Annotated in this window: 17 protein-coding genes; 1 reads left to right on the top strand and 16 read right to left on the bottom strand. The window is 41.1% G+C overall.

Translation table 11 applies throughout. The features are described from left to right. The first annotated feature begins 3 nt into the window (after positions 1 to 3). On the top strand, positions 4 to 1,482 hold the full coding sequence (locus ACYVM0_RS15230; RefSeq protein WP_460558191.1) for a M12 family metallopeptidase: 1,479 nt from the start codon (positions 4 to 6) through the stop codon (positions 1,480 to 1,482). Positions 1,483 to 1,490: 8 nt separating this feature from the next. On the opposite strand, the gene ACYVM0_RS15225 is transcribed toward ACYVM0_RS15230, so the two are convergent. The 16 genes from ACYVM0_RS15225 to ACYVM0_RS15150 all read right to left on the bottom strand — a co-directional run bounded on the left by ACYVM0_RS15225 (position 1,491) and on the right by ACYVM0_RS15150 (position 22,184). Then, on the bottom strand, positions 1,491 to 1,886 hold the full coding sequence (locus tag ACYVM0_RS15225; protein ID WP_460558190.1) for an SET domain-containing protein: 396 nt from the start codon (positions 1,884 to 1,886) through the stop codon (positions 1,491 to 1,493). Beyond that, positions 1,883 to 2,308: an SET domain-containing protein gene (locus ACYVM0_RS15220; protein ID WP_460558189.1), complete on the bottom strand. Its 426-nt coding sequence runs from the start codon at positions 2,306 to 2,308 to the stop codon at positions 1,883 to 1,885. The genes ACYVM0_RS15225 and ACYVM0_RS15220 overlap by 4 nt, the downstream gene beginning before the upstream one ends. Then, the gene (locus ACYVM0_RS15215; RefSeq protein ID WP_460558188.1) at positions 2,308 to 2,565 is read right to left on the bottom strand and encodes a hypothetical protein; all 258 of its coding nucleotides are present in this window, start codon (positions 2,563 to 2,565) and stop codon (positions 2,308 to 2,310) included. The genes ACYVM0_RS15220 and ACYVM0_RS15215 overlap by 1 nt, the downstream gene beginning before the upstream one ends. Before the next feature lie 32 nt (positions 2,566 to 2,597). Continuing rightward, positions 2,598 to 3,110, bottom strand: coding sequence for an Hcp family type VI secretion system effector (locus tag ACYVM0_RS15210; protein WP_460558187.1), 513 nt, complete (start codon positions 3,108 to 3,110; stop codon positions 2,598 to 2,600). A gap of 23 nt (positions 3,111 to 3,133) precedes the next feature. After that, entirely contained in the window at positions 3,134 to 4,615 is a 1,482-nt protein-coding gene (locus ACYVM0_RS15205; RefSeq protein ID WP_460558186.1) for a hypothetical protein, read from the bottom strand. Between the two features lie 72 nt (positions 4,616 to 4,687). Then, on the bottom strand, positions 4,688 to 6,538 hold the full coding sequence (locus tag ACYVM0_RS15200) for a hypothetical protein (RefSeq protein ID WP_460558185.1): 1,851 nt from the start codon (positions 6,536 to 6,538) through the stop codon (positions 4,688 to 4,690). Between the two features lie 11 nt (positions 6,539 to 6,549). Next, positions 6,550 to 7,569, bottom strand: coding sequence for a hypothetical protein (locus ACYVM0_RS15195; protein ID WP_460558184.1), 1,020 nt, complete (start codon positions 7,567 to 7,569; stop codon positions 6,550 to 6,552). A 76-nt stretch (positions 7,570 to 7,645) separates the two neighbouring features. Further along, positions 7,646 to 8,746 carry a hypothetical protein gene (locus ACYVM0_RS15190; RefSeq protein ID WP_460558183.1) on the bottom strand — a complete coding sequence of 367 codons (1,101 nt, stop codon included), beginning with the start codon at positions 8,744 to 8,746 and terminating at the stop codon, positions 7,646 to 7,648. A gap of 55 nt (positions 8,747 to 8,801) precedes the next feature. Beyond that, positions 8,802 to 10,205, bottom strand: a complete 1,404-nt coding sequence (locus ACYVM0_RS15185; RefSeq protein WP_460558182.1) for a hypothetical protein — start codon at positions 10,203 to 10,205, stop codon at positions 8,802 to 8,804. A 67-nt stretch (positions 10,206 to 10,272) separates the two neighbouring features. Next, a complete protein-coding gene (locus tag ACYVM0_RS15180; RefSeq protein ID WP_460558181.1) occupies positions 10,273 to 12,183 on the bottom strand; it encodes a hypothetical protein in 1,911 nt (636 codons plus the stop codon). 30 nt (positions 12,184 to 12,213) lie between these two features. Beyond that, entirely contained in the window at positions 12,214 to 13,608 is a 1,395-nt protein-coding gene (locus ACYVM0_RS15175; RefSeq protein ID WP_460558180.1) for a hypothetical protein, read from the bottom strand. 393 nt (positions 13,609 to 14,001) lie between these two features. Next, on the bottom strand, positions 14,002 to 15,222 hold the full coding sequence (locus tag ACYVM0_RS15170; protein ID WP_460558179.1) for a hypothetical protein: 1,221 nt from the start codon (positions 15,220 to 15,222) through the stop codon (positions 14,002 to 14,004). A 12-nt stretch (positions 15,223 to 15,234) separates the two neighbouring features. Beyond that, positions 15,235 to 17,310, bottom strand: coding sequence for a tetratricopeptide repeat protein (locus ACYVM0_RS15165; RefSeq protein ID WP_460558178.1), 2,076 nt, complete (start codon positions 17,308 to 17,310; stop codon positions 15,235 to 15,237). A gap of 173 nt (positions 17,311 to 17,483) precedes the next feature. Next, positions 17,484 to 18,704, bottom strand: a complete 1,221-nt coding sequence (locus ACYVM0_RS15160) for a hypothetical protein (RefSeq protein WP_460558177.1) — start codon at positions 18,702 to 18,704, stop codon at positions 17,484 to 17,486. A gap of 76 nt (positions 18,705 to 18,780) precedes the next feature. After that, positions 18,781 to 20,085, bottom strand: a complete 1,305-nt coding sequence (locus ACYVM0_RS15155; protein ID WP_460558176.1) for a zinc metalloprotease — start codon at positions 20,083 to 20,085, stop codon at positions 18,781 to 18,783. 182 nt (positions 20,086 to 20,267) lie between these two features. Then, positions 20,268 to 22,184, bottom strand: a complete 1,917-nt coding sequence (locus tag ACYVM0_RS15150) for a T9SS type A sorting domain-containing protein (RefSeq protein WP_460558175.1) — start codon at positions 22,182 to 22,184, stop codon at positions 20,268 to 20,270. Positions 22,185 to 22,225: the final 41 nt, after the last annotated feature.

Raw genomic sequence — 22,225 nt, 5'->3', positions numbered from 1 at the left:
AATATGAAATCAATTACCCTTTCTGTTTTAGCGGTCTTTTTTTGTATGGCTTTTGCTGCAGCACAAAACGGTTATGTGCAAAAGACATTTCAACTGCCCATGAGCAATGAGGCCAAACCTTATTATGTGAAGCTGGCAGGTACTGATTATTTATTGAACGGTGATATTGTGGTGGGTAATACACTGCAAAGTACAAGGCTCTATCAAACCAACGACCGCAACAGTTTTATTTGGCCCAAAGGAAATGTGCCAGTTGAGATTGATGAAAACATCAAACAAATAAGCAGTGTAAAAAACAAGAACAATATGAGTTTGTGTGATATTATTATAGCGGCCATACAATCACTCAATTCCACTAACCTGCGTATTGTAAAGCATACAACCGAAAAAGATTACATCCATATTAAAATGATTGGCCCGCAGGACCTCGGTTTTCATGGCGGCAGTTCCCCTGTGGGCAAACAGGGTGGAGAGCAAATGATAAAAGTAACTTACGATTGCAGTGAATGGACAATTGCACATGAATTATTGCATGCACTTGGTTTTTGGCATGAGCAAAGCCGCTACGACAGGGATAAATATATAGTAATTGATACAGCAAACGTAGAAGCAAAAAATCAGCATAATTTTCAGTTAGAACCAGGAACTGCTATTGGTGCATATGATTATAATTCCATTATGCATTATTCAGCCTATGATTTTGCAAAAGACCCCGGGAAACCTGTTATGAAATGTAAAAACGGCAATACAGTTAGTGAATGTACTTTCGGCCCCGGAAAATATTTATTCAGCGACCTTGATGTTAAAGCCATAAATGCGGCTTATTATTTTAATGCAAACACACCGGAAGCGGCATACAGGGAGTATACAGCAAAAGCACCGGGCACTATTTTCCAAAATTCAACAGGCAGCACAGATCGTTTTACAAATATTGGGGTAACACCCATTACTACAGGCTGGTATAAAATAAAAGTGAACCAAACCGGCAAATACCTGGCTATTGAAGGTGTAAGTATGGCCAATGGTGCAAGGCTGGTGCAATGGGATTTTGTAAACCAGGCCAATCATAAATTTTTTGTGCAGGAACTGGGTGGCGGCGATTACCAGATAAGCGCCCTGCACAGCAATAAATATATCAATGCAGCCGGGCAATCACAGGCGGATGGCACGGCCGTAATACAATGGGACTGGGCCAACCAGGATAATGTAAAATGGAAAATTGTGTACAGGGCAAAAAATGAAGGGTCGCCTGGCGGCTGGGTAATTCTTAATAAAAACGCTAACTCACCTTTATGCCTAAACGATATGTTCAGTAAAAATAACGGCGAGTTTTGTATCATAAAAAAGCCGGCCTATGCAGATGGCGGGTACGAACCGGAACAAACATTCAGCTTTGAACGGATCATCGAACAACAACCCAAATTATCAGAACAAGGATTGTATAAGGAATCGCCGGGGATGCTGAATAAAGTAAAAAATTAAAGAGCAATTTATTGGTAAGGAATATTTCTTGATTCAAACCATTCTTTAAATTCCTGGCCACGCTCGCCTGCATAATTGATGCAGATCTCTTTGCCGGCGGGGATATTTTCTATTGCAAAAAAAGTGATCTGTCGGGTTTCCCGGTCTAAAACATAGGCAGCATTGGAATTAACCGCATGATTGTACAATGAACCAAAACCCAGTGCTAATGCAAGGGTACTTTCTTCTTTATTAAAATTAAAAAAATAATCTACCAGGTGCGATGCTACTAATGTATCGTAGTCTTTTGCAGGTAGCGCAAGCACGGGGCATACTTCAATTATCTCGTCTTTATTAATGGAGCGGTTACAAAAAACACCCCGGCCTTTGTGCTTTATTTTTTGTATGAATAATTTTTTTTTCATACGGTGGGTGCTTCGGGTGGAAAATAAACCGGTGCAGCATCATCGGGACTGCCGTTATAGTTTAGTGTGATCTCATCCCCGGGCTGAATGATTTTACAGGCTTTAATTACTATTGCCGCATCTTTTAAGGAAATGCTGTACACTGCATTGGCATTGTATGCATGGTTGTATAAAGAGCTGTAGCCAAGCCCCAAAGCCACAGGTGTTTTTTCATCCGCCACCAAAAAATAATAACTGAATAGGGTAGTGCCCTGCAAAAAATCTCTTTCTGCTTTTTCCAATAATACTACAGGGGCTGTTTCAATAACAGCTCCCGGTTTAAAATATGTACAGGCAAACACTCCCCGGCCATGCAAGGGGCTTGGTTGTACAGCAATACCATCCGGCTGGCGAATTTTATTTTTTGTGAACCAATGCAGCATTACCCTTTATGTGGTTTGCTTACAGCGGGGCTTTCTTTCATTTGTACCGGTGTGGTCTTTTTAATGTGGTCAAATTTAATGGCCTTATCTGTTGCTTTATTGGTGGTGCCTATTTTTATTGCTTTTAATGAATCAGTTGCGGTAATTTGCTTTGGCAATACCGGCTTTACCGTTTCTTTTTTTATTGCAGCGGTGTCTTGTGCTTTTACGCCTGCAAAAACTAACAGCGAGCTGAAGAGTCCTAATACTTTTTTCATGTCGTAAATTTTAAAGTGAAAAATGATATGGGTTAAAAATTTGTCCATTCTGTATTGGTGATGGCGTCCCAGCCAAATTTACGGGATACTGTTGACGCCCCTGTTTTTGCAATGGAATAATACGTCCACCCGATCCTGTTAGCCTGTAAAGAAACGGTGGTATTCGTTACTCCGTTGCATCCCATGATCTCGGTACATGATAATACTTTTACCTGTTCCATTTTTATAGTGTAGGAAATGGCCGGCGCACCCAAACCATTCGGGGCCATCGCTACCACATCTCCTGCGGCTAGCAGCTGCCCGGTGGCCATTGCTTTTTTCAGGTCTGCAGAAGCCCCGCTAACCGTCATGGTAAAATTAAATTGCGTATTGTTTTTTCCTGCTGCACTGGCAGAGGTAGCTTGTATCTGTCTTTCAAATCCCTTTGCTACTGATTCGCCCCTGATCATCTGCCCGGTGGCATCGGTAAGCTTAACATAAGTGTTATTGCTTTGTGCGGTGGAGAATAGCGGTGACAGCAACAGTAATAAGATAATTGTACGCATGGGTATTGTTTTAGTTTAATGATTTATTTAGCAATTCCGTAAAGTGTGTAAATGCCCGATCCGGGATAATCCGCATCCAGGAGATGTAATACCCTGGCACCTTTTATGCAAGACCAGAAGGCATGGTATGTTCTTGGTTTATTTTCAATCATTGAAAAATGAATCTGCCAGCCATTGGGCACGGTAAAATTGCCCGACGATTTTACCTGGTTGAATTTTGCGTTGCCTACCATGCCATTTACCACTAATAGTTTCCAGTTGTATGTATTGCCCTGGCCAAAAACAAACTCTTCATTCGACTGGTTCATGTTCATACCTGCATAGTTGCCAGTATATACATTGTACATTTGTTGTATCCCGGTAAAATCACTGGTCCATTTTCCGGTAAAATCTGCAGCATCTATAGCAAACTTGTTGTAGCCGGTCATATTTGCCAGGGGTTTTAATAAATCTGATTCGCTATCCCAGCCTATAGTTTCGGGATCAAATTTATATTGCTGTATAAAACTGTTTTTATCAGGCGTTATAAATTCAAGCCAGCCGCTCTGTCCCTGCCGGAAGAAAACAATAAATACTTCTTTGCCGGTGGCATTTTCAGTGGCAGTGCCCATACCCAGGTAAGGCCTTTCGAAAGTAGTGATATAAGTGGTTTTGTAATTTTTAAGATTGCTGTATCGGGGTGCTACTAAAATATTCCATGCCCCTGTGGTTAATGGCTCAGGGTCGGCAGGAAAGATTGTTCCTGCTTTTGGATAATGCAACAATACTTTGATGTTGCCTTTCGTCACTTCTACCCAATCGGCCTGTTCTGTTGCCGTCCAGCCATCATCAAAATTGGTAGTATTAAATTTATATCCTGAACTTATTGCAGGCGTTATAGTATTACCAGTTGTTTGATTTGGCACCTGCACTTGCTGATCTTGTTGTGTATTGTTAACCTGCTGTTCTGTTACGGTATTATTTTGCTGCACCTCATTTTGTACCTGTGGCGGGGCAATAATTCCTGCGGGAGCCTGGTTGCTTTCTCCAAAATAGATATTGATTTCTTTTTTTGCAGGATAAAAATAGGCCAGCACAGTTTTCCCATTCTGTTGCAGCCAGTAATATTCTTTATCGCCTGTTGCAGACAAAGTCCAACCGGCTTGTTGTGCTGCCAACGCAAAAGAATCTGCATTGTAAGCATTACTGGTTGCCGGTGGCAGCGACAGCACTTCGGTATTTTTTATAACAGCACCGGTTTTCTTTCCTTCCATATCCAGTAACATTTGTGCACTCACTACGCTCAGCATACGTTTGTCGTGTTTACTGCCTTCGGGTAAAGCAATACCGGTGAGCGGCGAATTTTTTACTGGTGCTACTTTTTGAGCAATAGCATTATTTGCTATAATAATCAACAGCGATAACAGGCTGATTTTTTTAAGGGTATGCCAGTATTGCCAGGCGATATTTTTGCTGCCACCATATTGTGGTGTTTTTGCAAACGATGTTGTATAAAGCGGAACCATAATCAAATAATTTACAGGTCAAATATATTTACTGGTTACAACTGCTGCTATCCTATAAAAGGGGGATTTTGCTTACAGCTTTGCAATTTTTATATCGGTGATGAAATATTTCTCTGATGCGGCATTGCTGTTAAGGTGTGCAAATTGCAACCAGTTGAATGATGTGCCTGCAGGCATAGCTTTAGGCACCGCCGTGATCAATTTGCCATCTATAAAATACGCCAGCGTTTCGCCTTGTTTTTTGATGCTCACTTTTACCTGGTTAATAGCAGCATTGTTAGAAAAGCCCGGTGCATCATAATAAGATTTTACACCTGCAAAATATCCGGTACCGAAATTTCCGTTAACAGATGTTTCGCCTGCACGACCATCAAAACCGGGCCTGAGCCTTATTAAAAGGCGCTGTCCGTTTTCTTTATAACTGCCTTCAGTTCCCAGGTATATTTCAAATGCTTTGGCGCCCCATGTAAAATCTTTGGGTACGGCAATATCAAAACTCAATTCAAAATTTTGTGGCAATGGTTTTTTAAGGTTGTTAGGAATTAAGCCGTTATGTCCTTTTACTTCCAGCCATTTTTTATTTTGTACAGCTATTACTTTACTGTAACTGCCTTGCTGATTGGTGGATGAAAACCAGCCGGCAGGTTTTTGATCTATGGTATTACCAGAAAAATCTTCAAAGAAATGTATATTGTTATCCCGGGCTGCATTTTTTGCAGCATTGGATTTTTCTGTAACCATTACAGCTTCTTTTGCGTAAGGTGAATGCAATGGTTTATATGATTGCCCTCTTACTTTTTCAGGAGCAAAGAAGAAGTCATACAAATATTGAAAATTAAAATTGTTAATGATCGATTCATGCATATGGCGGGTACGCTCGTCACTCAGCAGCCAGTTCCAGGTAACCCTTATCCACAAAGGTTTATCCTGTTTTGATTGTTCTACGATGCCGGGGGCAAATTTGTAAACCGGGAATACTTTATCCGCAATTGTTTTTTCTTCAATTTGTGCCCGGGTAAAAATATCGTAGCCATTTACAAAATCAAAATAATCAAATTTATAAGGAAGGTATGCCCATGTGTTTAACCGGGTGGTGTACTTTTCTTTATGTTTACCCAGGGTTACCAGTGCTTTCTGGTAATTTGCATTTTCGTATTGTGTAAAGTAGTCAATGCTTTTTTGATCGTCTTTATTTTTTTCTTTGATGTCTTTTAATTTGGCCGCATGAGATTCCTCAATCATTTTCCCCGCTTTGGTAATCAGTTCTCCAACGCTTACCTGTATAAAAGGGAGTTTATTGTCTTTGCATAATAATACCGCTTCCACAAAACCTGCATTCCTGTCGTAGCGTGATGCTGTACTGTGTGCAGTATTAAAACCGGCAAACTGCGGCAGCGTTTTTATATTATACCTGTCAACAATTTCTTTAGGTACATTATTATCAAACGGATTAATTTCTTCCATAAAAAAATAGTACTCACCATCGGTACATAAATTTTCCATCGCTACACCCGGAACTTCATTGGCAGTAATACCCCATGGAATTTCGGTTTCCTGTATGGGCGTGGGCTTACCATTTTTCATTTCCAGGGTCCAGGTGTAGGAAGTAGCGCCGTAGCCCTGCGGAGAAAACTGCTGGTGTTTATTATACAAGCCAATTGCAGGCATGATCACTTTTCTTACATCGCCGATGGTGCCTTTAGGCAGGTAGCTGGCCTGCATCCAGTTGGCAAAAGAATCGCAGGTTGAAAGTTGTGCAACACTGAAGGTACGGTTGCCTAATGTGCGTGGGGCTTTGGCCCCTTTAAAATTATAGATCTTCATCCAGCCAAAACTGCTGTCGGCAATAACCTGTTCGGTAGTTTTTTGCGCCGGCGAAATAGTGGATAATAATAACAGTGCTATGGAGAAAAATATTTTCATACTGTAATTATTTATTTTGCTTCAGGTAATATAATTTTTACGTTGTTGGGAGAAACAGGGTCGTAAAGCCAGGCGTTATTAAAAACTGCATTGCCACTAAACGGGCCATCCCTGTTAGTAGCTTTGCCGGCCTGCAATACCAATGTCCATCTTTGTATGCCGGAAAAATAGTGTTTGGTAAACTGGTAAATCACTTTTTCCAAAGGTTGGTTTTGTGAGTTGAGTAGTTTGCCCCATTTATCGGCGCCATCTTTTTTGCTCCATCCTTCCAGTACACTTTTTTTAGGGATTACCGTTATACTGGTGCCACTAACCTGGTAGGTGCCTGTTTCTCTACCCAATATAATTTTATCCATTAGCGGATCAAATGCCTTGCTTACAAAACTATACGTGCCATTGGCATTAAAATAATATTGCCTGCTGATATAATTCATTACGCCATTCTTCATCCTGAAACTGGACTGGTCACTTGCAGTAGCGCCCCATTCGCCAACGATGGATTTGCTGTCGTTTACATCAGTCTGCGTTTGTGCAGTGGCGGTAGTTTCAGGTTTTTTCAGGTCGAGCGATGCTAAAAAACTATCAATGTCTTTAATGTAGTCCTGGCTGTTGGTAGTGGATACAACACTTACACAACGATTGTATCCACTGGCAGTAGTGAGCATTGCCATGGCATTGTTATTTTGAAAAATAAATTTTCCGCCACCTGCTTTTATTTTCCAGCCATCAGCTTCCTGCACCGGGTTTACCTGCGGGGCATCAGTAACTTTATAACTTTTAACAATCAGCTCCTGCCACTCACTATCAAAATCTTTTTCAATATCGCCTTTGCTGGCAGTACTTTTTACAATTGATATCTGGCACCAGGTATTGTTTTTTTTATCTGCAATGGTAAAGCTGGTAAAATTTTCTTTCACTTCTTTTTTCCATCCTTTGGGCACTGTATAACTTACTATATCAAAACTTGCTTTTTGCGCCAAAGTTATTGACGCAAAAATGCAGGCAACAGGTAACAGGAGGGTCTTTTTCATGATTTTGTTTTACAGTATCAAAACTATCTTTCTCAGCCGGTGGCTGCCATCCTGTAAAACAGGGAATTTTGCACTGTTATTTTCCCAGCATATTTTTCAACAGGTTAAAATCAACAGCTTTAGTAATATCGGTATAAAATTTTGCAGCAACAGGTTCCTTAAGATTGGCTCTTACATATACACAAAAAAAATGCGGTGCCGACCTGGGTAATTTTTTATTGAAGTACCCGGGGTTGGGTTTTATAAGCACTTTTCCAAAAGGGTCATCATCTGTTGTAAACAGGTAATTGAATGTACTGTGCGGATCGGGCTTAACAATGGCTGGTTGCTCCAGTTGTGCGGCGGGCATTGCAAGTTGTGATTGAATAGCTGCAAATGCCGGGGCATAGGTTTTTTGATTTTCTGCCAATAGTTTTTCGTACCTGGCCTTTTGTGCACTGTATTCTTTTTTCATATACTGCTCCATTTTAGCAGGATCATTTTTAAATTCTTTTTCTTTAAATGATTTTTCGATATCAATATTTTTAAGTGCATCTTTATAGCCACCTGCGGCCATTTGCTGCATTGCGGTTACAGCCTGTATTCTTTTTTCTAAAAATTCCTTTTTGGTTACATAGGCATAAGGAAGTTTATCATCGTAGGTGATAAGCCACATGCTGCTTTTGCCGGTCATTCCAAAACCAAGGTTGGCATCCACTTCTCCAAAGTACCAGTAACCATCTTTTTTTACCGGCATATCAGGCATTACGTTAAAACATTCCATTAGTAAACGGTCTCCCTGTGCGGTATCATAAATTTCTGCTTCAAACATATTGGCACCCACCTGGAAATAGCTGGAAGTTTCATCAGCTACTTTTACTGTTGTACCAGTGCAATAAAAATTCAGCGGTATAATATTGTAGTAATAGCTGTTGGCAGGCATGTTGGGATAAGGCCTGTTGTAGGCCCCATGAAAATTAGCCTGCACACCCATGGGACTGTATTTTGCTTTTATCGTAGCATGGATTGCTGCCACTATCTTTTTTTCTTTTACCAGCTCTGCTACGGTGCCACCTTCTGAGCCTTTGGGGCTTTCTTTCCAAATGCCATTTTTTTGTAGCAATGATTGCGGCGTACAATCCTGTGCATGAGAAAGTATAACTGATAAAACAGCGGTGAGCAATAGCAGAAATTTCATCTTGCAGTAATTTAGCGAAGCTTATAAAGATCAATATCGGTCTTTATTCAATATTTTAATTTGCCTTGCCGTAGGCAGAATAACCAGGGTACGTAACATCAGACAGCCATAATAAACGACTTCCCTTTACGCAGGAAAAAAAAGCATCGTAGGTCTTGGGTTTGCCTTCCATCTCTGAAAAATGTATTTGCCAGGCATTGGGCAATGTAAATTTTCCGTTTGATTTTGCACTTTGAAATTTGATATTACCTACGAAACCGCTGGCAACACCAATATCCCATTTGTAGGTACTGTTGTCACCGAATATAAATTTTTGAGACGAAGCGTGGGTGTCAGCACCTGCACTGGCGCCCGTGTAGGCGTTAACGTACTGTGTCATCCCGCTAAAATTATTGGTCCAGGTTCCGTTGAGGTCGGCGGCAGCTACGGCAAATTTATTTCTAAACTGCATGTTGGCAGTTTTTTCCCAGCCATAAGATTCCCTGTGGTAGGCACCAAATTCATTTTCATAAGCTGCCTTGTTATCAGTAACAAATTCCAGGTAGGCGCCGCTGCCATTACTGTAATGTTCTTTAAATAATACGATATGCACTTTTTTTCCTGTGGCCGTTTCTGTAGCGTCAGCTTCCACAAAAGTTATCGATTGCCAGCTCTGTATCGTCTTCCATTCAAAATTACTCATATTACTGTAGCGGGGTGCTACTAAAATATTCCATGCATTATAATCACTTTCTTTTAAAACAGAATTGTAGGCATCGGCTTTTGCATTGGGATAATGGATCAGTATTTTGATATTTCCTTTTATTACCTGCACCCAATCTTCCTGTACCGTACTGGTCCAGCCATCATCAAAGTTGGTGGTGGTAAATGTAAAACTGCCATTTTTTGCAGGCGCTGCAACCGGCGGAGCTACAGTGTTATTTGCAGTGGTATTGGGTTTGTTTACGGGAGGGGTTGTTTTTACCAGTGTAGTGGCCGGTTTTTTAAAACTCATTGATGCTGTGAAAGCAGTGATCTCTTTTTCATATGCATCGGTGTTAGTAATTATCACCAGGTTGATCATGCGCTGATAGCCGGTTATTGTAGCCAGTACCACCACACCTTTACTACCTTCTGCTTCAAAAGTTGCAGAGCCGCTTTGCAGGTCCCATTCATTTTCCTTAGAAGGTGCCAGCATTTGCGGGGGATCTTTTACAGTAACAAGGCTTTTGATTATTGTTTCCCAGGTATCATCAAAATTTTTCTTTGCATCATTGGAGGCTTCTACCGATTTGTATAAAGTAATGGCGCAATATGCACCAGTGGTTTTATCCTGTTTAATAAACTGCACCACATTTCCCTGCAACTGTTTTTTCCAGCCTTTTAAAACGGTGTAGGTGGTAAGGTCAAGGGTTTCTTTTTGTGCAAAGGATATTGCGGCGCACGCCAGTAAAAAAAACAAAAAACATATCTTTTTCATGTTGGTCAATTTATGCTTAAAGGTATTATGGCGGTGCATATCAGTTTATCCTGTAAAAAAGGGAGTTTTATTCTTTGGTGATCTTTACATTACTCATGTAAACTTTGATATTATCCGCATCATCGGTAATGTTGCTCCAGAAAATGTTATGGAACTTTGTACCGGCAGGCACGCCGCAACTGATGCATTTACCGCCGTAGGTCATTTTAAAATCGGTACTTACCGCAACTGGTTTGTTATTGATCAATACGGTAAGCACATTATTTTTTACGGTAAGTGCCACATGTATCTTTGTTTTTTTATTGGTGAATTCCCGTAAAGGATATTCATATACCAGGCCGCCGGAATAATTTTCCTGGTTTACTTCGGGAGTGGAATTGATCTTTATTCTTACAAGGCCCCTGTAATTGTTGTTGTCATAATCTCTTTCGTTGCCGGAAATAATGTCCATGCTTATTTTTGTGCCATTACCACCGTTGACCTCGGTACCATCGGCTGTTGCCGGCCGGGAATTTAACGATAAGCTGATAGCACCACCGGTACGTGAATCAAAATCGCCATCGGTTACCATATCATATTCCAACGTAAAGTTTTCTGGTATTGGTTTTTTTAATAAGGAGGGATTTACCGGCGTATTATAACCTAACTGCAACCATTTACCAGGTTGATTTTTTATTGTTGCAATAACGGCATGTTTACCATACTTTCTAAAAAACCAATTGGCAGGATCATCACCTTCATTGCCGGAAGAAAAATCGTCGAAGAAAAATGCATTGGACAGTGCAGTAACAGGATTAGCTACAGGTTTAATAGCTGCTGCATTTCTTCTACGGTAATCATTCAGTCTTGCTGTTAACTGCTCTTCATTGGCAGGTTTATAAGCTATTCCTTTTACTTTTTCGGGATCAAAAAAATAATTGTACGCATATTCATAATTAAAATTTTGTGATAGCGCCGTATACATTTCATTTAACTGGTTGCCTTTTTCCTTGTTGGCATAAGGGAAAGCAATTCCCACCCATTGTGGTACATCTGTTTGCATTTTGGCGTATAACGCAGGATCAACTTTATACACCTGGTATTGGTGCTTCAATCCCTTTTCGTAAGTGTCAATTTTAAAAATATCAGGGTCAAGTTCAAAACTATACATGGTGGGTTGCATGTCTCTTATTACTGCGGGTTCGTTCAATGTACTTTGATGTCTTTCTCTTAACTTTTTAATATTGCTCCTGTATTTTTCTATACTTTGTTTGCGTATAACCAGTACTTCATCCTGCGTTTTTTTATTATCGGGCCATTTGGCCTGCACATCTTTTATTTCATCGGCCCATTGCTTATCCAGGCCTTCTTCTGCTTTTTGTAAAAGTTCGCCCTTGGTTAAAGCAATAAATGGCAATTTATTATTGGGCGTAAGATAAACGGTTTGCCAATCGTTGCACCAGGTAACGTATTTATAAACATTGGGGTGAATTCTGGGGTCAGCTTTTTTACCATTCACCTGCACCTGGTCATTAGCAGCATAGCCGTCAGGCTGCATGGTAAAATAATATTCATTTTCTTTTTGTAAAAAGGGAATGGCAAAACTGCCAAAGGTTTTATTAACACCCACCCAGAACGGCGTATTTTCTTCAGCTATGGGTTTAAAATTTCCGTTGGCTTCGGTCCAGTCCTTATCATGGCTTACATTCCATACTTCAAACAATACCCCATAGCCCAGTTTATTTATATAGCGGCTGTAAGTGCCCAGGCCAGCCACAGGCGTGTAAGTTTTTTTTACCCACTCCAGTATTTTGTTTACATGAGCTTCTTTCTTTTTAGCAAGCGGATCTGTTTGTGGTTTCAGGTGATCAAAACGGGTATTGCTCCACCACCCAATAACGCTGTCCTGTATACGTTGTTCTGCAGTAAGCTGTGCTGCAGATTGCAACGATAATAAAATAATAACTGTAAATAAGGCCGTGCTTTTTTTTTGTATCATAGATCTTTGGGTTGTATGTAATTCCTGTTTTTATTTTGTTCTTACCAGCCTGTACTGCATGCCACCTGCATCCATGCATAATATCCTTCCACCCCTTATTACTTTAAACCAGCTGTTAAAGTTTTCTGTTTTACCTTCCCACCTGTTGGTGGCAGTAATGCTCCAGTTAGTAACCGTGTAACTGCCTTTGTAATTTTGCTGAAAAGTGCTCATTGCCCCCACAGCGCCGGTGGCACCATTGTGAATGCTGGTGTAATTACCGCCTGTATTAAAAGTAAATGTAGCGCTCCTGGCGGCCACAGTCATGCCGGCATAACCACCCGGGTTACCCGAAGACGCAGTGTAATACCATTGCAGGGCAGAGGTATTACCATCCTGCCAGGTGCCTAAAATATCATTTTCACCAATGGCAAATTTGTTATAACTGCTCATGTTCGAAAGATCGGAAGGACCAAAGCCGGTGCCATTGCCTTTGGGAAACTGTTGCCATAACGAAGCTTCGTCTTTTGCAGAACCGATAGTGATATAGGCTGTGTTAGGGGCATTATCCAGCCGCATGCCAATAAATCTTTTTTCACCTGTGGCTTTGTCGGTGGCCCATCCTTCCACGTAGTCGGGTTGTAAGCTACCAATCATTTCACCGTTATCCTTGTATTGTTTTGTTTCAACAGTAAAATATTTTGTTACAATGTTATCCCAGTAATAATCCCTGGCTCTCAGTCCTGTGCCTGTGAAATCAGAACCATTAAAAGGCAATGCATAAAACAGGTAAACTTTTATATCGCCCTTTGTTACAAGCACCCAGTCATCTTGTATCACGCTATTCCAGCCATCATCAAAATTGGTGGTATTAAAAGCATAGCCGTCTTTTGCAGCAGGTTGATTGATACTTTGTGAGGGTTGCTGTACATCGGTTTGCTGTGCAGTGGTTTGCTGCGTGGCGGTTTGATTTTGTTGTGTAACGTCTGTACCCGTGGTAGTTTGTTGTATTGTTGAAGTGCTGTTTGTTGCTCCCACGTACAATTCAGTTTGATTTTTTCCGGGTGAGATATAAGCTATTACGGCATGCCCGTCTTTTTGTAACCACTGACATTTTTTATCTGTTGCAGAAGGGGTGGCTGTCCAGCCTGATATACTGAATAACTGGTTAAGGGAATCAGCGGTGAATGTAACCGGAAGGTACAGCACTTCTATACTGCTTACAGCGGCACCGGTATGTGTTGCTTCTGCCTGCAGCAGGGCTCTGGCAGCCACTTCTGTCAGCAGCCGGCTGTCTTTTTTAGTACCAGCCGGCAATGTAATGGCTGTAACAATTGATTGCGTAACCGGCACTACTTTTTTTTGTGCCTGTGTTTTAAACTGCAGCAGCATTGCCACAGCGCAGCATAAAACTAATGGTGTTAAAGTAGCGAAATATCGTTTCATTGTTCTTTATTAAGTTTTTCAAAATAAAGTTGTTGTAGTTTGTACTGTAAAGATGTGAAGAAGAAACAGCAGGCACAATCCCGTAAAAAAGGGATTTTAGTTGATACAATATATGATAGAAGGGGATTGATCTTTACTGATCTCCAGGTTACTAAATGAACATTCACTGCATTGGAGTACCGCCCGGGCTCTGTTTTTTTGTGTGTTATTGAAAGCGATCTTGCTGAATGTGGTGGCTGGCGTGACTCCTTCTCAAATACAGACTTTGCAATAACTCTTTTTAAAATCCTTTGGTGCAGCCACTTGTTTGTTGTTGATGAACAGAACGGCCTGCCATTATCCTGTCAGCATTGGCTAAAATCATCCATAAAAAATACGCCCTGCGGCAATGGTTTATTTTTCACTAACAGCGTAATGTTTTTTCAACTGTTGTACCTGCTCTTTCTGTTCCCCGGCATTGGATGGAGTGTAAGCCATTCCTTTTATTTTTCCGGGATTGAAAAAATAGTCGTACACATAATCAAAATTAAAATAGCGCAGCATGGCTCTGTGTACCTCATACGATTTTACCCTTGTACCCGGTTTTGCAATGGGCCAGGTTATCTCTATCCAAAGCGGTTTATCTTTTTTGCTGTTCTCAATGGCTTCTTTTGTATAACGGTATACAGGATAGCCGGGAATATCCTGGTACCAGTCTTCAATAAAAAGTGTGGGCAAACTGCTGGTACTTGTAAATTCTGAAAATGAAGGCCCCGCCCAGCCATAAAGTTCTGCAGGCTCATTCAACCGGCTTTTATATTTTCCTTTTAAGGCGTTCAGGTTTTTTATGCATTGCGGGTATAATTTTTCATCCAGGTCTTTTATTATGCCGGCATAGTAAGACGGGTTGTTGGATGACATATGCCTTGCTTCGTTCTTTTTTTCTTCCAGTTCTTTTTGCAAACCTTTTTCACAAAGCACCAGTACTTCACCCTTCGTTAATTGCTCAACAGGCAGTTTGTTGCCGGGTATCAATACAACGGTTACCCAGCTTTGGGATAAAAAATAAACCATGTATTTTGAAAAGCGGCTGTCATCATGCAATCCAAATCCTTTTACCTCATCAATTAATTTTTGATTGGTAAAAGTGCTGGCATAATTATCTTTTGGCATCGTAAAATAAAAGCAATCAGGTGAACTAAGCAGTGCAGCATTGTTAATACCTGCAAGGGTGTTGGTATAAATGAAAACATCATCATGGTCTTCATTTGGCGTCATTTGATATTTGCCTGTACGCCCGTTCTTATAAAAGCCATAAAAGCCTGCGGTCATTCCAATGCTTTGGGGCACCGGAAATTTATTTTGCCGGGAGGTAAAGTCTCTCTGGTAAATATCTCCAAAACCACCAATAGGCGTGTAGCTCCGCTGTATCCAGGTAATAAATGAATCCCTTAATGATTGCTGGTAAGGCGAAAATGTTTGCCCGTCAACAACCAGTGGTTTATACTGTTTGTTTTTAAAATTTAACAGGCTTTTCCATCCAATAACACTGTCCTGTATACGCTGTTGCAGGTTGGGCTGCGCAAAGGAGTATGATATTGCTGTAATAGAGACTATTAAAACAAATGTTTTCATTGCTGTAAAAAATTATTTCTGAAAAATGCCGGTACCATAAATAGAACCACTGCCGCTGATCAAACTTATCTTTCCTTCTATACCTGCGTCAATAGAAACATCCCCAACGCCTGCTGCCGCACCTACGCCACCAACTGTATATACATCACTTACTCCATTCCTGTCTATTTCCATACCAATACGGCCACCTGCAGATACACCTACTGTTAAAGGCCCTGTTTTTACTGTCTTGCCTATTTGTGCGCCCACTTCAACATTACAGGTCATAAACTGGTCGGCAAAAGTTTCCTTATCCATATTTTGTTTTAAACCCAGTTTAATAATTCCTGCATCCAGTTCAGTGGTCATCCTGCTGCAGTCTGATTTTATGCTGCCTAATCCCAATTTCAGTTCGCTGTGGTATTTACAGGCCACATCATCAAACTCCGAAAGTTTTCCGGCTGCACCGGGAAGTGGTTTTACACATTTGTAGGTAGTAATGGATTCAAAGCCCACGGGCTCCTGTGCTTTAAGTGCACCCAGCCAGGTCATCTGAGTCTGTAGTTTTGTGGCTTCAAACATTTCGGGCCATTGCACATACATCAGCCAGTAAGCAAGGTCATTCAGGTAAGGTTTTTCAATAGAGATATACTCTTTGTATAAATTTTCCAGTTCACTGTTATACCCGCTTAAATACTGGTCAGCAGTAGCTTTATATTTCGGACAGAAGTCAACGTTAGGTAGTCCTTCCCCGGTTTGTTCCAGGTCTTGTTTACGCAGCAATTCCATAGAAGCTTCGTAATTCTTTTTTAGTTGAACCGATCTTCCTGACAGGAAGGCCGACATTTTTTTTGACCATGCTTCCAGTTTACGGCGGTACTCTTCGGTAACCTGGTTGGCCTTAAGCGAGGCAGCGGCCGCATGCAAAGGCATGGCTGTTAACATGCCTTGCGGACTGCCTGCATTCAGCGAAGCTTTTACCATAGCTATATCAGCCTCATTTCTTTTCTGCTGCATGTCAGTAGCCGTTTTCAAGGCATCTTTGTATTGCTTGCCCAGCATATTGATCTTGCGGTCCAGTTGCTCCCTGTAGCCAGCCCATATGGGCTCAAGCGCAATACACTCATCTACCGATTTAGGAAAAACCGGTGGTGCAGAACCACCAAGATTCAGCGGATCTGCTTTTGTTTTAGGTGGCAGTTTAATATCATCACTATTCATTTTATACCCCAGTTTGCGTAACCGGTCTTCTTTATCTTTTGAATACGCATGCAGCATCGATTTTTTTACCAGGCTCACCGCTTCTTCTTTATTTCCTTTTTCCTCTGCAATAAATGATTTGGTAAGATTGGCCTGCGGATGGTTGGCATAAATGCGTATCGTGCTGTCTAAATATTTTGTGGATTTATCCATATCACCCAAACCAAACCAGGCCTGCCCAAGATTATTCAGGATAGTACTGTTGCCGGGATATTTTGCATTGAGATAATTAAGCAGGGGAATTGCCAATTGCTGTATGCCACACATTGATATCATGGAGGCGTAGTTGGCCAGGTTATCGCTATTAGCAGCATCTTCAACACAAATTTTACCCATGATGTATAAAGCCGGTTGCAAACGCCCCATGATCCATAAACCTGCAGCTGTATTGCCAATGGCATCACTGTTTTTACCCGCCGATTTTAATTGACTGTAAATTTTTTCTGCCAGCGTTTTTGATTCAGGCCATAACAATTGCAATGTTTTATTATGCACATCCGTAACAAATGCAGCTACACTGCCGGAAGATAAAGGCGTTTTAAGGATAGCAGCGATCCTGGCATTATCTTTTTTAGGCACAATAAGATTTTCTGTTTCCCAGGCCTGGGCCAGTTGCTGATCACTTACTTTGGGCACATTTTTTAAGGAGGGCATTTTTATACCCATACTGTCCATCATCTTTTTATCTTCGGGGCTCATTTCATCTATGGCTTTTTGCGCCTCTTTCATCATGTCTTCCATTTCTTTTTGCGTAGGCGGCTTTTCTTTTGACGCCGGTTTTTTACCCGGTTGTGCCAACGTTAAAAAACCTGCGGAAAGAAAGATCAATAAAAGGAAATACTTTTTCATGAAAGAATATTTATGCGTTTTAACTATAGTGTTATTAAAATGTACGGCCTTCCTTACCAGGAAAAATTGTAGGAAGACACCACGGGTGTTGTGTTTATTTTTTTTTCAAAAATGCAGCACGGTAGCCATAAAATAAATCCTGTTTTTACAGGATTTATTTTATGAGCAGTTTTTTATCTTATATTACTTGTTGCGCTAAGAGCAGCTTTATTCATTATCCATTTTCCACCACCGCTGGTGTTGGTGCCACTGCCCCAGGTACCATTTAATTGCGAGCCTGTTAATGTAGCAGCAACTGAAAATACGCCGCCATTATTGTAGGTGTATTTTCCGGAGAGTTGATTATTTGAAAAAACATAATTGCCTTTTGCAGTGATATTGCCACTGGCGTCTACCAGCTGCATGGTGCCATCCGCATTTAAACGGAAGGAATAAAAACTTGGTGTATTATTTTGCCCGGTACCATAGGTCCCCGTCCATACCCCTGCAATTGTGTTTGTTGTGGCCGGGATATTCAATTGTTTAACACCCATATTATTATTGGTATTGTTTGCGGGTGGCGGTGGTGGCGGTGGTGTTTGTTTAGGTGTGTATTCTACACGGATCAATATGGTGTAATTACCATGATCACGGAGATTGCCTACAGCAGCTTCATCATAATTTACTGCAATTACACCTTTACCAAAACCCATATCGCTATTACAGATGGTAACAAGATTGGGTGTATTTAATGCCACGAGTTTGGCAGAAAAATCACCATACTTTTCCATGCCGATAGGGCGTGTGCCCGGTTTGCCTAATTCGCCCTGGTCGCCACCGGCTCTTACCTTTGATATACCTAAGCTTGCAGAATGATAAATTACTGCACCTAAATTTCCGGTGAGTACATTAAAGCCGATCATTATCGGGGCTATTTTTTGGTTGATATTATTGTAAAAACTTTTAAACGTTGTCATGAATGCAATGGAATTATCAGCAATAGGGTCATGCTCCCAGGCTGTGGGAACAATGGTTAGAATATCGCTTTCATTCATATCGTACTCTCCAATGATATCATTGCAGCGGTATGTATCGCCTGCTTTTATACCACCCTTATTATTGTTGAACAGATCCACACAACTACCTGCACTGATGCGGTTGGAGAATTGGCCGGTGGCATCGCCATATACAGCGGTCCGTTTTTCGTAACTCAGTTTTGAATTACCATTTTTATCAGCAAGTAAAAAAGAAAAATTAAAAAATACTTCATCTCCTTTTCCATCGCTGTTTAAAATATCATCCCAGGTTTCACGATAACAGTCAAAGCCAACAAAGGAAATGCGTATCCTGCCACCTTGTGCAAAAATTGTAGTTATTGTACCGGTAAGAAAAATCAGTAGTATGATCTTTTTCATTGTTATAAATTTTTATGCTACAAATATGTTTTTATTATTGTGTTGATGCAATCCCTTAAAAACAGGATTTTAATAATTAAAGACAGGTATCTTTATTCCACGACAAGGTTACCCTGCAACCACCCTGTATGGCCGGTAGTACATTCCATTTATAATTTAATAAAGTATGCACACCCAATAATTTAGCTTTCCAGAAACTGATGCCTTTATTCACGTCAATTTCACTCAAGGGGATCTGTACAGTTACTGTGGTCCTGTTTTCTTCTTTTATCAGGGAATGATTTTGTACCCACAACAATGTTTCTGTATTGTTTGTCTTTGGTATACCGATCTGTTTCCACCAGGTTGTTTTTTTAGAATTCAATTCACCCAATTGTAAAGTAAATTCTACTTTGTCTGCAGGCACTGCATTGTAGTCTACCCTAAAATCAACCATATCGCAATCATCTCCTGTGCGTAAAGTGCCGCTTGCGCCTGAGGGTGTAACGGGAAAGGGATACAACTGCCGTGCATATTGCCTGTCTGTTGAAGAAAAATCTGTATTAACAGGAGTTGACTGGCCATTGGTGGTTAACGAAGCATCAAAATTGTAATGCATGATAGAGAGCGGATCATAGGCAGAATAGTTGGTGGTTGATTTTGAATATTTCGCAAAAATATTAAAGTCAACTTCTGCCCTCGACCAATTATTAGGCGGGCCGGCAAAATAGGCATATACTTTTTCTTTATCCCAGGGAATGCCACCGGCAGCAGGAGATTGATGTTCGTGTATAAATCCCAGTGCATGGCCAAATTCATGCAATATCACCCTCCGGAATTCATCTTCGAAAGTGCTGTTATTAAACATGCCAAAATGCACGGTGTAAAATTGCAGGGGATTGAAGAGTACATCACGCCCTATCCACGACCAGCTTTTATTATCACTGCCAAATTCTACTTTTATTTTTGCATTACTGAAACTGGAATTAAAATCGAATTTTATGTTGGCAATACTTTCCCACTGGCGGGCATAAAATTTTACTTTATCTCTTATAAAATCAGATCCGTTATTAGGAGAAAGAAATACAGTAATGGTTTGCCCGGGGTCCCACATTTTAGGCGTTTCGCCTGCCAATGGCTGGCGGCTTACTCCAATGGCATTGTAACTGCCATCGCTGTTAATCCTGGGCGGTTGTTTTACAGCCGTAAAATTTCTTTCGGGGAGATTGCCGTTAGCTGCAGGCCTGTCTACACACATTTTTATATTACTGAAATCGTAGGCGGCAGGCAGATTTTTTATCATCTTGTTTACAAGAATTGGTTTCTCCGTCATTTTAACCGGCGGTTGTGCGGTAACTGCAGTGCCACAAAACACCGTAAGTGCAAAAAATATTTTTTTCATTTCAGGTTTTTTTTATTGTTGATTATTGATACTGTAAAGATGATACGCAATACATCTGTTTACAATCCTGCAAAAACAGGATATTATAACAACGATGAAAAATCATGGAAAACAGGGAGCAGGTTGCAACAACAGGAACGGCGCAATTAAGCGCCGCTCCTGTTATAAAATGATGCAATGATTTATTGTTTGATAAAAGAAAAAGCCTGCATGGTTTTATCTTTCTTTATTACACGCAGTATATACACTCCTGCATTTAAATTTTTGATGTTCACCTGCATATTTACTGTTGCTTTTTGTTGCAGCAGTATTTTTCCATCACTTGAAATTACCTGTACAAAGTCATCGGTAACGGTACTGGTATTTTTTACCTGCAGTATTGCCGCTGCAGGATTTGGATATACACTAACCTGGATACTTTGGTTGATATTTATTTTTACCGTCGCAGTGTAAATAAACCTGCCATCAAGATCAACCTGCTTTATCCGGTAGAATAACACATTGTCTGCTACGCCGGAGTGTATAAAACTATAACTATTTTTTCCCGGTACATTATTGGCTCTTACCGTTGCCAGTTTTTTAAAGTTTATTCCATCTGTAGAAAACTCTACGTCAAAATACGAAGTGTTGATTTCGTTTTCGGTATTCCATACCAATGTAACATCATTCCTGTTTGCTGTGGCATCAAATGAAAGTAGGTGTAATGGCAGTGTGCCTGCTGCCGAAATTTTTGATGAATAAATATCATAGTCGAGTGTGGTTCGCAGATCCGTCCATGCAATAAAGGCGCCATTAGCGCCATCACTGATAAGTTTTGCAGCAGATTGGGCATGGCCTTCATTGGCAACAGGTACACCGTTGGCAGTCCATAACGCAACACCCGTGGCATCCAAAGCCTGTGCATAAATATCCTGCTGGGCACTGTTCCTCGAATCTGTCCACACAAATACAGCGCCGCCTGCTGTTCTGGCTACCAGCTGCGGTTCCTCCTGTGTATCGGCGGTATTACAAACCGGGATACCGTTTGCAGCCCATTGTGCGGTACCGGCTGCATTAATCCGTTGTGCATAAATATCCCGGTCTGTTCTTCTGTCTTCCCAGGTAAAAATAAAACCTCCGCCGGCATCGGCAACAACCTGGTGCGAAAATTGTATGCCGGCTGCAGTGCAAATGGCTATACCATTACTGGTCCATTGCACACTACCGGAGTTGTTTACACGCTGTGCGTACAGGTCTGTATTCGATCCGGAATTTCTTTTATCTTCCCAGCACATAATAGCGCCACCACTACCATCGGCAACCATTTTTGTGTTGTATTGTTGTGCAAAATTGGGTTCCGAACAAATCACTACACCATTAAATGTCCAGTCGGTAAATCCATTGGAAATATGCTGTGCATAAATATCCGGCTGGCTGAAATTTCTCCAGTCTTCCCATGATACAATAGCACTGCCGGCACCGCCATCACTTATTATCTGCGGCATATTTTGTAAAGAAGAGGCATTACATACAGATATGCCATCAATCGTCCACAATGGTGTACCCGCCTGGTTAAGGCGCTGAGCGTAAATGTCTGCATTGGCACTGCCACCCCGTCCATCACTCCACACAATCATAGCGCCTGAATTATCTGCCAGTAATTGCTGGTTGTTTTGAATGCCTGTTGCCGTGCAAACAGGTAAACCATCTGCACCCCATTGTACCACCCCGCTTGCATTTACACGCTGTGCATAAATATCATAGTTTCCTGCACCGGCCCCGTTCCTGTCATCGATCCATGCAATAACGGCACCGCCTGCACCGTCTGTTACAATTTTAGGATTGAGCTGATTAAAAGCTGCCGTACACAAGGGTACACCGGCCGTAGCCCAGAGTAAATTACCTGTTGCACTAACGTGTTGTGCATAAATATCAGTAGAAGAATTCCGGGTATCTTCCCAAACGGCAATGTAGCCGCCGGTTCCGTCGCTTGTCATTTGTACATTGGATTGGCTGCCGGTAAAATTACACACTGCATTATTTACAGTGGGGTCGTTGTTCCATTGGGCTTTACTATAATTAAAGCATAGTACTAAAAGTAAAAGGTAGGTTTGTCGCATAAAGTTTTTTTAATTGCAGCAAACCTATTCTGCATTGGTAA

It is taken from the genome of Ferruginibacter profundus, assembly GCF_054783275.1.
The sequence above is the reverse complement of the archived record's forward strand: the minus strand, read 5'-3'. Positions and strand labels throughout refer to the sequence as shown.

Bases quoted from the DNA above. Each gene is read 5' to 3' on its own strand.
- ACYVM0_RS15225 (WP_460558190.1), bottom strand. From the start codon at position 1,886: ATGAAAAAAAAATTATTCATACAAAAAATAAAGCACAAAGGCCGGGGT.
- ACYVM0_RS15205 (WP_460558186.1), bottom strand. From the start codon at position 4,615: ATGGTTCCGCTTTATACAACATCGTTTGCAAAAACACCACAATATGGT.
- ACYVM0_RS15155 (WP_460558176.1), bottom strand. From the start codon at position 20,085: ATGAAAAAAATATTTTTTGCACTTACGGTGTTTTGTGGCACTGCAGTT.
- ACYVM0_RS15230 (WP_460558191.1), top strand. From the start codon at position 4: ATGAAATCAATTACCCTTTCTGTTTTAGCGGTCTTTTTTTGTATGGCT.
- ACYVM0_RS15165 (WP_460558178.1), bottom strand. From the start codon at position 17,310: ATGAAAAAGTATTTCCTTTTATTGATCTTTCTTTCCGCAGGTTTTTTA.
- ACYVM0_RS15195 (WP_460558184.1), bottom strand. From the start codon at position 7,569: ATGAAAAAGACCCTCCTGTTACCTGTTGCCTGCATTTTTGCGTCAATA.
- ACYVM0_RS15210 (WP_460558187.1), bottom strand. From the start codon at position 3,110: ATGCGTACAATTATCTTATTACTGTTGCTGTCACCGCTATTCTCCACC.
- ACYVM0_RS15190 (WP_460558183.1), bottom strand. From the start codon at position 8,746: ATGAAATTTCTGCTATTGCTCACCGCTGTTTTATCAGTTATACTTTCT.
- ACYVM0_RS15150 (WP_460558175.1), bottom strand. From the start codon at position 22,184: ATGCGACAAACCTACCTTTTACTTTTAGTACTATGCTTTAATTATAGT.
- ACYVM0_RS15200 (WP_460558185.1), bottom strand. From the start codon at position 6,538: ATGAAAATATTTTTCTCCATAGCACTGTTATTATTATCCACTATTTCG.
- ACYVM0_RS15160 (WP_460558177.1), bottom strand. From the start codon at position 18,704: ATGAAAAAGATCATACTACTGATTTTTCTTACCGGTACAATAACTACA.
- ACYVM0_RS15180 (WP_460558181.1), bottom strand. From the start codon at position 12,183: ATGATACAAAAAAAAAGCACGGCCTTATTTACAGTTATTATTTTATTA.
- ACYVM0_RS15170 (WP_460558179.1), bottom strand. From the start codon at position 15,222: ATGAAAACATTTGTTTTAATAGTCTCTATTACAGCAATATCATACTCC.
- ACYVM0_RS15215 (WP_460558188.1), bottom strand. From the start codon at position 2,565: ATGAAAAAAGTATTAGGACTCTTCAGCTCGCTGTTAGTTTTTGCAGGC.
- ACYVM0_RS15175 (WP_460558180.1), bottom strand. From the start codon at position 13,608: ATGAAACGATATTTCGCTACTTTAACACCATTAGTTTTATGCTGCGCT.
- ACYVM0_RS15185 (WP_460558182.1), bottom strand. From the start codon at position 10,205: ATGAAAAAGATATGTTTTTTGTTTTTTTTACTGGCGTGCGCCGCAATA.
- ACYVM0_RS15220 (WP_460558189.1), bottom strand. From the start codon at position 2,308: ATGCTGCATTGGTTCACAAAAAATAAAATTCGCCAGCCGGATGGTATT.